This is a genomic window from Erwinia endophytica, assembly GCF_009295515.1.
In the GTDB taxonomy this organism is placed as follows: Bacteria; Pseudomonadota; Gammaproteobacteria; order Enterobacterales; family Enterobacteriaceae; genus Erwinia; species Erwinia endophytica.
The window spans coordinates 71,560-83,412 of the sequence record NZ_RQVV01000061.1 but is presented as its reverse complement, the minus strand read 5'-3'; the positions used below and the strand labels follow the sequence as shown (position 1 = coordinate 83,412).

Here is an 11,853-nt window from a genome sequence, read left to right as displayed (position 1 = left end):
CAGTCGCCGGACGGGTTACAGTGTCCGCGCAGATGACTATCCCCGGATAAAGGAGCAGTGATGTTTACCGTTTACCATTCAAACCAGCTGGATTTGCTGAAATCGCTGGCAGCATGGCAAATTGAGAATCAGCCGCTGTGCAATCCATTCCAGCCAGAAGTGGTACTGGTGCAAAGTCCTGGGATGGCGCAGTGGTTGCAGATGTCGCTGGCGGAACAGTTTGGTATTGCTGCTAATATTGTCTTCCCGCTGCCCGCTACTTTTATCTGGGACATGTTTGTCCGCGTCTTGCCGGATATTCCCAAAGAAAGTGCTTTTAACAAATCCAGTATGAGCTGGAAATTGATGGCGATCCTGCCCACGATGTTGGCGCGCAATGAATTTACCACGTTGCGACACTATCTTACCGATGATGAGGATCAGCGCAAACTGTTCCAACTGGCTTCACGCGTAGCTGACCTGTTTGACCAGTATCTGGTCTACCGTCCGGAATGGCTGAATCGTTGGGAAAAGGGACAGGCGGTTGCCGAACTGGGGGAGGCTCAGCAATGGCAAGCTCCTCTGTGGTCGGCACTGGTGGAATACACGCGTGAACTGGGGCAGCCGGAGTGGCATCGCGCCAACCTCTATACCCGTTTTATTGCGGTGCTGGAAAACAGCACTGAACGTCCAGCTAACCTGCCTGACCGCGTGTTTATCTGTGGGATTTCCGCGTTGCCGCCTGTTTATCTGCAGGCCCTGCAGGCGCTGGGTAAGCATATTGATATCCATCTGCTGTTCACCAATCCCTGCCGGTATTATTGGGGTGATATTCAGGACAATCGTTTCCTGGCAAAATTACAAGCCAGAAGAATGCGGCATTATAAAGATAACCGTCCGATTGCTTTGTTTAAGTCCCCGGATAATGCCTCAGCCCTTTTCAATACGGCGGGAGAGCAAAATTTACCGAATCCTCTTTTAGCGTCGTGGGGAAAATTAGGCCGCGATAATCTTTATCTACTTCAGGGGATGGAACTTGAAAATGAAGTATTTGCTTTTGTTGATATTGAACCGAGCAACCTGCTGAAAAGCTTGCAACATGACCTGTTGGAGTTGTCCGATCATGCGGTGCTCGGGATGAACCCGGCGGAGTGGGAAACCAGCCGTCATAAACGAGTATTGGATCCTGCCGATCGCTCGGTGAGTATTCATCTTTGTCACAGTCCCCAACGCGAGGTCGAGGTATTGCAGGACCGGTTACTGGATTTGATGGTGAAAGATCCGGAGCTGTCGCCTCGCGATATTATCGTGATGGTGGCGGATATCGATGCTTACACGCCCTTTATTCAGGCAGTATTTGGTAACGCTCCGTCTGAACGTTATCTGCCATTTTCGATATCTGACCGCCGCGCCAGCCTGGCCCATCCGGCATTGCAGGCGTTTATTTCACTGTTGCGACTGCCAGAGAGCCGTTTTACCTCTGAAGAAGTGTTGGCATTGCTGGAAGTCCCGGCGATAGCGGCCCGCTTTTCTATCGATGAGGAGGGGTTAAGACGTCTGCGGCACTGGGTGGGAGAATCCGGTATTCGCTGGGGGTTGGATGACGATACGTTACGGGATTTGGGGCTCCCGCCTACGGGGCAACATACCTGGCAATTCGGGCTGACGCGGATGTTGCTGGGCTATGCGATGAGCAGTGAAGCCGGACACTGGCAGGGGATCCTGCCTTATGACGAGTCGAGCGGCCTGATAGCCGAACTGGCAGGCAATTTGGCTGGATTGCTAATGCGCCTGCGTCGCTGGCGTGAGCGGCTGATGGCACCACGCAGGCTGGAGAGCTGGTTGCCGCTGTGCCGGGAATTGCTCAACGATTTTTTCGACGGTGATGCCGATACCGAAGCTGCGCTGGCGCTGATTGAATCGCAGTGGCAACAGGCGATTAACTATGGCATGCAGGCGTGCTATCAGCAGACCATCCCGTTGTCGCTGTTGCGTGATGAGCTGGCAGCAAGACTGGATCAGGAAAGGATGAGTCAGCGTTTCCTCGCTGGATCCGTTAACTTTTGTACGTTGATGCCGATGCGTTCTATTCCTTTCAAGGTGGTGTGTCTGCTGGGAATGAACGATGGTGTTTATCCGCGCACGTTACCGCCGCTGGGGTTTGACCTGATGAGCCAGCAGCCGAAAACAGGCGATCGCAGTCGCCGTGATGATGACCGTTATCTGTTCCTGGAGGCACTTATCTCCGCTCAGCAGCAATTGTATATCAGCTATATCGGCAGGACGATTCAGGATAACGCCGAGCGTTTTCCTTCGGTGTTGGTCAGCGAGCTGGTTGAGTACATTAGTCAGAGCTTTTGTCTGCCGGACGACAGAGACCTTGATGTGGACAGCAGCGCGGCTGCCGTGGAAAAGCATCTTCACCATTTGCATAGCCGGATGCCGTTTGCGGCAGAGAATTTCTCGTCGCAGGCGGAGTATCAAAGTTATGCGGCAGAGTGGTTGCCCGCGGCAAACGGTAGCGGTGTACCGCATCCTCCCTTTGTGCTGCCGCTGCCTGAGGTTGAAATCACCGAGCTGAGCGTTGAGCAACTGATGCGTTTTTGGCGCCATCCGGTACGCGCTTTTTTCAACCAGCGGTTGGGGGTCAATTTTCAGTTATCCGATCCTGAATTGCCGGATGCCGAACCGTTCTCGCTGGATAATCTGAGCCGTTATCAGCTTAATGTCCAACTGCTGAATACTTTGATTGATGAACATCCCGCAGAACTTTTGTATGACCGCCAGCGAGCGGCCGGAAACTTGCCTTATGGCGCCTGGGGCGAGCTATTCTGGCAGGATCAACTGACCGATATGACAGCGTTGGCCTGCCAGGTTCGCGAACAACGAAAAGAGTCCGGCAACTGGGAAATTAATCTGCAGGTTGGTGGTCTACAACTGAGTGGCTGGCTGACGCAAGTGCAGAATGACGGTTTGCTGCGTTGGCGCCCTGGCCTGTTGAATTTTAGCGACGGTCTGGCGCTCTGGCTGGAACATCTGGTTTACTGCCTGTCTGGGGGAACCGGTGAAAGTCGTATGCTGGGGCGCAAAGAGAGCCAGTGGTGTTTTCCGCCGTTGCCATCGGCGCAGGCCGGTGAATGGCTGGAGCGTTATATCGCGGGATACCGACAGGGTATGTGTGCGCCATTGCTACTATTGCCCAGGAGTGGTGGGGCGTGGCTTGAAGCCAGTTATGATGATAAATCAAGGATGGTTTTCCATGATGACGCAACTCAGGCTAAAGCTCGTATCAAGCTACTACAGGCATGGCAGGGGAACGTACAAATGGAGGGGGAAGGCAGTGATCCGTATCTGGCAAGGTTATTCCGTTCGCTGGATGAGAGCACTGTTGAGATGATTACCGCTCATGCACAAGTGTGGCTGTTGCCGTTGTTGCAGATGAATGATATGAAGACAGACGTCCTGTAATGTTACTTTATAACCATTTTTTGCATTTTTTCTGCTTGCTTTTCGTACACAGCCGGAAAGTGAGTTATCTGGAGTAAATATTTGTCGCGCTTTGCGCTGCTCAACGCTGACAGAAGATGAGATCGTTAAGGAGTTTTAATGCGTCGTTATGCAGTCTGGTTCACCACCCTGTTCTTGTTTGTCACCTTTTGGAGTCCACTGACTCAGGCGCAATCAGGATGGCAACTGATTCCTGAAACGATCCGTAAAAGTGAAAAAGATCCACGTCAATATCAGGCTATCCGCCTTGATAATGGCATGACAGTGTTGCTGGTTTCCGATCCACAGGCGACCAAATCCCTGTCAGCGTTGACTATTCCGGTGGGTTCGTTAGAGAACCCTCGCAATCAACAAGGACTGGCGCATTACCTGGAGCATATGTTGTTGATGGGCTCAAAGCGTTATCCGCAGCCTGATAGCCTTGCTGAATTCCTCAAAAAACACGGAGGCAGCCACAACGCCAGCACCGCATCTTACCGTACAGCGTTTTATCTTGAGGTGGAAAATGATGCGCTGGAACCGGCGGTTGATCGGTTGGCCGATGCCATCGCTGAACCGCTACTGGATCCGGTTAACGCTGACCGTGAACGCCATGCGGTTAATGCTGAACTGACCATGGCCCGCTCCCGTGACGGGTTGCGCATGGCGCAGGTGGGAGCGGAAACGCTCAATCCACAACATCCCAGCTCGCTGTTTTCCGGTGGGAATCTGGAAACATTAAAAGACAAACCGGGCAGCAATCTGCAAGAAGCGCTGAAGGACTTTTACCAGCGTTATTACTCGGCGAACCTGATGAAAGCGGTAATCTACAGTAATAAACCACTGGAAGAGCTGCAGAAAATCGCGGTTAATACTTATGGTCGGGTGGAGAATCGTCATGCGGCCGTTCCCGATATTACGGTACCGGTGGTGACTGATAAGCAGAAAGGCATCATTATTCATTACGTGCCAGCGCAACCGCGTAAGCAACTGAAAATCGAATTTCGTATCGACAATGATATCGATAAGTTTCGCAGCAAAACCGACACGCTGATTGCTTACCTGATTGGCAATCGTAGTAAAAATACGCTTTCTGACTGGTTGCAAAGCCGCGGTTTGGCGGATGCTATCGATGCGGGAGCCGATCCGGTTATTGATCGCAACGGTGGCGTATTCTCGATCTCTGTTTCACTGACCGATAAAGGATTGGCTCATCGGGATGAAGTGATTGCCGCCGTGTTCAGCTACCTGAATAAATTACGTGTTGAGGGCATTGATAAGCGTTATTTTGATGAAATGGCGCATGTATTGGATCTGGATTTTCGCTATCCGTCGATCACTCGCGACATGGATTATATCGAATGGCTGGCCGACACCATGTTACGTGTACCGGTTGCCCATACGCTGGATGCCCCCTACCTTGCCGACCAGTATGATCCGCAAGCAATTAAGGCCCGGCTGGATGGTATGACGCCGCAGAATGCCCGTATCTGGTATATCAGCCCGAATGAGCCACATAATAAGATGGCTTATTTTGTCAATGCGCCTTATCAGGTGGATACTATCACCCCGCAGCGTTTTGCTGCCTGGCAGGCTACCAGTGACAAGATTTCCCTGTCGTTGCCTGTGCTGAATCCGTACATTCCTGACGACTTCTCGCTGATTAAACCTGGGCGTAAATACCCACATCCGGAAGAGCTGGTGAACCAGCCGGGTCTGCGGGTGTTCTATATGCCAAGCCAATACCATGCTGACGATCCGAAAGCCAATATCACCTTGTCTCTACGTAACAAAGAGGCGATGAGCACGGCGAAAAATCAGGTATTATTTGGTCTGAACGACTATCTTGCTGGTTTGGCGCTGGATGAACTTAATTCGCAGGCTTCTGTGGCGGGTATCATTTTTTCCACCAGTGAGAATAATGGCGTCACCTTTAATGTCAGCGGCTTTACCCAGCATCTGCCAGAGTTGATGCAAGCACTGCTGAAAATTTATGCTACCTATGAACCGACGCAACCGCAGCTGGAACAGGCTAAATCATGGTACCTGGAGCAGTTGGATGCGGCGGAAAAAGGCAAAGCGTTTGAACTGGCGATCCAGCCGGTACAGATGCTTTCTCAATTGCCATATACCCAGCGCGCTGAGCGGCGCAAGCTGGTGTCTGGCATCACCCTGCAGGATCTGCTGGCCTATCGCAACATGCTGCTGGAGAAATCGACTCCGCAGATGATGGTGGTGGGCAACATGACGGCGGACAACACCAAAGCGTTGGCCAGTGATGTTAAAGCCCAGTTGAGCTGCGCAGGCCAAAGTTGGTGGCACAGTGAGTATATTTACATCGACAGGAAAACCTCGGCAAACTTGCAGCAGGCTGGCAGCAGCACGGATTCTGCACTGGCGGCGTTGTATGTGCCGCTGGGTTATGCTGAGTATACCGGCATCGCCAATAGCGCCATGCTGAGCCAAATAATCCAGCCGTGGTTCTACAATCAGCTGCGTACTGAAGAACAACTGGGCTATGCCGTGTTCTCTTTCCAGATGCCAGTAGGTCGTCAATGGGGGATTGGTTTTTTGCTGCAAAGCAACGCGAAACAGCCTGCTTACCTGCTGACTCGTTTCCAGGCGTTTTATCCGACGGCTGAGAAGCGCCTGCGTGAGATGAGCAAAGCGGACTTTGCCCAGTATCAGTCGGCGATGATTAATGAACTGGAACAGCGCCCACAAACGCTGGATGAAGAAGCCGGACGTTTCAGTAAGGACTTCAACCGCGAGAATTACCACTTTGATACTCGCGCTAAAGTGATTGCGCAGATTCAGGCGTTGACGCCAGAAGAGCTCTCCCGCTTCTTCCATGAGGCGGTTATCGCTCCACAGGGCCTGATGCTATTGTCGCAGATCTCTGGAAGTCAGCACGATAAGGCGGATTATGCCGCATCGAAAGATTTCACCACCTGGGAGAACGTGTCAAAACTTCAGCAATCTTTTCCGGTGAAAAGCGACAAGCCATGACAGCAACCGCCCTGCGCCTTGATCCCCTGACTCTGCCTTTGCACGGTGAAAGACTTATCGAGGCCTCGGCAGGGACAGGCAAGACCTTTACTATTGGGTTGCTGTATCTGCGGCTATTGTTGGGGTTGGGAGGCGATGCCGCCTATGCCCGGCCGTTGTCGGTGGAGGAAATCCTAGTGGTGACCTTTACCGAGGCGGCCACAGCAGAGTTGCGTGGTCGGATCCGCGATAATATTCATACGTTGCGTATTGCCTGCGTCCGCGGGCATTCTGCCGATAGCATGCTGGCTCAATTGTTGCGGGAAATTGATGATTTGCCACAGGCTGCGGCCTGGCTGTTGGCTGCTGAACGACAGATGGATGACGCGGGGATATTTACCATTCACGGTTTTTGTCAGCGTATGCTGAACCTCAATGCGTTTGAGTCCGGCATGCTGTTTGAACAACAATTGATTGAGGATGAACGTCCCCTGAGACGTCAAGCCGCAGCGGATTTTTGGCGACGTTACTGCTATCCGTTGCCGTTGCCGATTGCGCGGGTGATAACCCAAATGTGGCAGGGACCGGAACAACTGCTGGCCACGCTTTCGCCCTGGCTGAATGGTGAGGCGCCTGCACTCAAATATCCACCCAATTTGCAGGAAACATTTGTTGAACGCCATGAGAAAATTATTGCGCAGATCGACCAGCTAAAGGCCGCGTGGCTGGCGGCAGGTAATTTGCACGATCTGATTGCACAGTCAGGTGTCGACAAGCGTAGCTACAGCAGTAAACACTTACCTGGCTGGCTGGAAAAGCTCAATCAGTGGGCGCTTGAAGAGACGCTCGATTACCGTTTCCCGAAGGAACTGGAGCGTTTCGGTCAGCGGATATTGTGGGAGAAAACTAAAAAAGGAACGCCTCCGCAGCATCCATTGTTTGAGCAGATTGACCGTTTTCTGGCGGAACCTCTGTCGCTACGCGATTTAGTGATTGCTCGCGCGTTAAGTGAAATCCGTTTCGTGACGCAAAAAGAGAAGCGGCTCAACGCGCAGCTTGGTTTTGATGATTTGCTGGGTAAGCTTGATGGTGCGCTGCATCAGCCTGGTGGAGACGCGCTTGCCGCCGCTATCCGGGAGCGCTATCCGGTCGCGCTGATCGATGAATTCCAGGATACAGATCCGCAACAGTACCGCATTTTTCGCACGCTTTATGCCCGGCAACCTGAGCATGCGCTGTTGTTGATTGGCGATCCGAAGCAGGCTATCTATGCTTTTCGCGGTGCAGATATTTTCACTTATATGAAGGCGCGTAATGAAGTTAGCGCCCACTATACGCTGGAGACTAACTGGCGTTCATCCCCTGCGATGGTTAACAGCGTTAATCAACTGTTTAGTCGACAGAAAAATCCCTTTCTGTTTAGCGAGATCCCCTTCATCGCCGTGACGTCTGCCGGGCCGAATGCCGCTCTGCGCTTTATTGTTGCGGGAGCGGAACAACCCGCATTGCGCTTCTGGTTGCAGCCAGGCGATGGTGTGGGGGTGAGTGATTACCAACAATTCATGGCCCGTCAGTGCGCGGCGGATATTTGCCACTGGCTGACTGCCGGTCAGCAGGGCTCCGCGCTGATTGGCAGAGGTGATAATCTTCGTCCGGTGCAGGCTTCTGATATCACCATCCTGGTCCGTAGCCGGGGGGAAGCGTCGATTATGCGTGAAGCGCTGAATGGCCTGAATATCCCTTCGGTTTATCTCTCCAACCGCGATAGCGTGTTTAGCACCCCGGAAGCCCGCGAAATGCTGTGGCTGCTGCAAGCGGTACTGGCGCCAGAACAGGAAAGAATTTTACGCAGTGCATTGGCGACCAGTATCTTTGGGTTGGATGCATTGACACTGGAGGCGCTGAGCCACGATGAGCGGCAGTGGGATGCACTGGTGGACGAATTTGATCGCTACCGTCAGCGCTGGCTAAAGCGGGGCGTGTTGCCAATGCTGCGCGAGCTGATGGTCAATCGGCAGATAGCCGAAAACTTGCTGGCATCGGAAAACGGCGAGCGCCGTCTGACGGATCTGCTGCATCTGGGGGAGTTGTTGCAGGAAGCGTCGGCGCAGTTGGACAGTGAACATGCGTTGGTGCGCTGGCTGGCACAGGAAGTGGCGCAGCCTGACGGTCAGTCGGCCAGTCAACAGTTGCGCCTGGAAAGTGATCGCCATCTGGTGCAAATCGTTACTATCCATAAATCGAAGGGATTGCAGTATCCGCTGGTCTGGCTACCTTTTGCGGCTAACTATCGGGAGGCAGGACAGGGGGTCTATCATGACCGGCAGAGTTTCCAGGCGCTGCTGGATTTACGCAATGATGCTGAGAGTATTGAGCTGGCGGAACAGGAGCGACTGGCGGAAGATCTGCGCCTGCTCTACGTTGCCCTGACGCGATCGGTCTGGCACTGTAGCGTCGGTATTGCGCCGTTGGTGAAAGGCAACCGTAAAAAAGAGGGAGCCAGCGATTTGCATCGCAGTGCTATCGGCTATCTGATTCAGCAGGGAGAGCCTGCCGATGCCGTCCAACTGCGTGAGCAGCTACGGATGCTGGAGAATGAGGCGCTGGCGGTGACTGAAGCCGGAGCGCCGGAGAACCATCCCTGGCAACCCGAACAACCTGCGCTCCCCACCCTCCGCAGTCAGCAAATTACCCGTCAGTTGCGTGATGAATGGCGGGTGACCAGTTATTCGGGCTTGCAGCAGGATCATCGCGTTTCTTTTGACTTGTGGCCTCGTCTGGATGTGGATGCGGTTGGTGAAGCGCCAGGACAGCCGGTCGCATCGCTGACTCCGCACAGTTTTCCACGAGGCGCCGCGCCGGGCACGTTTCTTCATGGATTGTTTGAAGCGCTCGACTTCACCCAACCGATTGATGAACCGTGGCTCAGCGAACAACTGGCAGCTCAGGGGTATGAACCGGGCTGGTTGCCGGTAATGAAGGTGTGGCTGGAGCGCGTTTTACACACGCCGCTTGATGACTCTGGCGTTAGCCTGCATCAGCTTCCAACGGAGAGCCGTCAGGTTGAATTGCAATTTTATCTGCCAATCCAGTGCCTGCTGAATGCCCAAAAACTTGATGCATTGGTGCGTCGTTACGATCCGTTATCAGAAGGTTGTCCGCCGCTTAATTTTCAGCAAGTTCAGGGGATGCTTAAGGGGTTTATCGACCTGGTGTTCTGCTGGCAGGGAAAATATTACCTGTTGGACTACAAATCGAACTGGCTGGGAGAGTCCGGGGCGGATTACACCCCGACAGCGATGGCACAGGCGATGCAGTCGCATCGTTACGATTTGCAATATCAGCTCTATACGCTGGCGTTGCATCGTTATTTGCGTCATCGCCTGGTGGATTACGATTATCAGCAACATTTTGGCGGTGTTATCTATCTGTTCCTGCGCGGTGTAGACGGTACATCCAGTGATAATGGTGTATTTCGCACCCGACCTGATGCTGAATTCGTGGCTTCGCTGGATGCTCTGTTCGCCGGTAAGGAAGGAGACGCCGAATGAGCGGGATGGCTGAATTGCTGATGGTCGCCAGCGAGCGGCGGTTGCTGCGCGCTTTGGATGTCCAGTTTGCCCGTATGGTGGCTACGGATGATCAGCCCGCCCTGATGCTGGCGGCTGCCTGTGTCAGCGCAGAAGCGGGTGAAGGCCATGTCTGTTTGCCGCTGGCGCAGTTTACCGAATCGTTGTTGTTTGGCGGGCGTGATCCTGAACTTGCCCGTCAGCTCTGGATGATGGCTGGCGAACCTGACTGGCAAACGCTCCTGCCTGCCACGGAGGCCGTGAGTGATGGGTCCTTAGCCAGACCGCTGGTGCTGCATCAGAAGCGACTTTATCTGCATCGGATGTGGCAGTCTGAAGGGTGGGTAGCGCAGTTTATCCTTAAAGAAGCGTCTCTGGCGATGTTCGAACCTGACCGTTTGCGTTCGGTATTGGATCGTCACTTCGGCCAGCAGCCCGATAACTGGCAGAAAATTGCTGCCGCAGTGGCCATTACCCGGCAGATTGCGGTGATTTCTGGTGGCCCCGGCACCGGAAAAACCACCACGGTGGCGAAGTTGTTGGCTTCATTGCTGGAACTGTCCAGTGGAAATCTGCGAATTTGTCTTACGGCGCCGACCGGCAAAGCTGCGGCGCGCCTGACCGAATCGCTGGGTAAAGCGTTGCAGCGACTGGATATCAGCGAAGTTGAAAAGCAGCGTTTTCCAGCGGAGGCCACCACTTTGCACCGTCTGCTTGGTGCGGTGCCGGGCAGTCAGCGGATGCGCTATCACGCGGGTAACCCGTTGCACCTGGATCTGCTGGTGGTGGACGAAGCGTCGATGGTTGATTTACCGATGATGGCTAACTTGATTGCGGCGTTGCCACCGCAGGCGAGAGTGATTTTCCTTGGGGACCGCGATCAACTGGCCTCTGTAGAGGCTGGTGCAGTGTTGGGTGATATTTGTCGTTGTGCTGAGGCGGGATACAGCCGTCAGCGGGCCGAAGAGTTGACGCGTCTTACTGGTTGTCTGATTGCCGGAAACGAGGATCAGACGGCGCCAGCAGTGCGTGACAGTATTTGCCTGCTGCGTAAAAGCTATCGCTTTGATGCTTCTTCCGGTATCGGACAGTTGGCGCTGGCGGTTAATGCTGGTGATATCCGGCAGGTAGAGCAAGTCTTTACGGCAGGATTCAGTGATATTGCCCGCTGCTCGTTGAGTCGCCGTGAGGACTATCAGCATCTGCTGGACAGCGGTGTCGCTGGTTATCAGGATTATCTGTTGCAACTGCGACAGGGAGGACAACCCGCACAAGTGCTTGAGGCCTTTGGTCGCTTTCAATTGTTGTGCGCATTGCGTGAAGGGCCTTTCGGTGTGATGGGGCTGAATGAGCGCATTGAAGCGGCGCTGCAAAATAAAAGGTTGATCCACCGCGTACCTGGCGTCAGCGGCAAATGGTACGTCGGTCGCCCAGTGATGATTGCCCGTAATGATAGTGCGTTGGGCTTGTTTAATGGCGATATTGGTATTGCCATGAACGATGAAGAAGGGGAACTGAAAGTGTTCTTTCCACTGCCGGATGGGACGATCAAGGCGGTGCAGCCCAGCCGGTTACCACCGCATGATACCGCTTTTGCCATGACGGTGCACAAGTCGCAGGGCTCAGAATTCGAGCATACGCTTTTGGTGCTACCGAATCAGTTTACGCCAGTGTTGACGAGAGAGCTGGTCTATACTGCTATCACCCGGGCAAGGTTGCGACTAACGCTGTACGCGGACCACCGCGTATTCAACAAGGCGGTGAAAATGCGGACCTTGCGTCGCAGTGGCCTGGTGGAGAGGCTGGCGGAATAAGCAAAGAATAGAGGAGA

At 53.6% G+C, this 11,853-nt stretch carries 4 protein-coding genes; all 4 read left to right on the top strand.

Annotation, left to right across the window (positions count from 1 at the left end):
• Window positions 1-60 precede the first annotated feature (60 nt).
• The 4 genes from recC (at window position 61) to recD (ending at window position 11,836) form a co-directional block, all read left to right on the top strand.
• Entirely contained in the window at window positions 61-3,447 is a 3,387-nt protein-coding gene (gene recC, locus EH228_RS19570) for an exodeoxyribonuclease V subunit gamma (protein ID WP_152323286.1), read from the top strand.
• 138 nt (window positions 3,448-3,585) lie between these two features.
• Complete coding sequence (ptrA, locus tag EH228_RS19565) at window positions 3,586-6,474, top strand: pitrilysin (protein ID WP_152323285.1); 2,889 nt, start codon at window positions 3,586-3,588, stop codon at window positions 6,472-6,474.
• On the top strand, window positions 6,471-10,004 hold the full coding sequence (recB, locus tag EH228_RS19560; RefSeq protein ID WP_152323284.1) for an exodeoxyribonuclease V subunit beta: 3,534 nt from the start codon (window positions 6,471-6,473) through the stop codon (window positions 10,002-10,004). Before ptrA ends, recB begins: the two co-directional genes overlap by 4 nt.
• Window positions 10,001-11,836 carry an exodeoxyribonuclease V subunit alpha gene (gene recD / locus EH228_RS19555; RefSeq protein ID WP_152323283.1) on the top strand — a complete coding sequence of 612 codons (1,836 nt, stop codon included), beginning with the start codon at window positions 10,001-10,003 and terminating at the stop codon, window positions 11,834-11,836. The genes recB and recD overlap by 4 nt, the downstream gene beginning before the upstream one ends.
• Window positions 11,837-11,853: the final 17 nt, after the last annotated feature.

Bases quoted from the DNA above. Each gene is read 5' to 3' on its own strand.
- recC (WP_152323286.1), top strand. From the start codon at position 61: ATGTTTACCGTTTACCATTCAAACCAGCTGGATTTGCTGAAATCGCTG.
- ptrA (WP_152323285.1), top strand. From the start codon at position 3,586: ATGCGTCGTTATGCAGTCTGGTTCACCACCCTGTTCTTGTTTGTCACC.
- recB (WP_152323284.1), top strand. From the start codon at position 6,471: ATGACAGCAACCGCCCTGCGCCTTGATCCCCTGACTCTGCCTTTGCAC.
- recD (WP_152323283.1), top strand. From the start codon at position 10,001: ATGAGCGGGATGGCTGAATTGCTGATGGTCGCCAGCGAGCGGCGGTTG.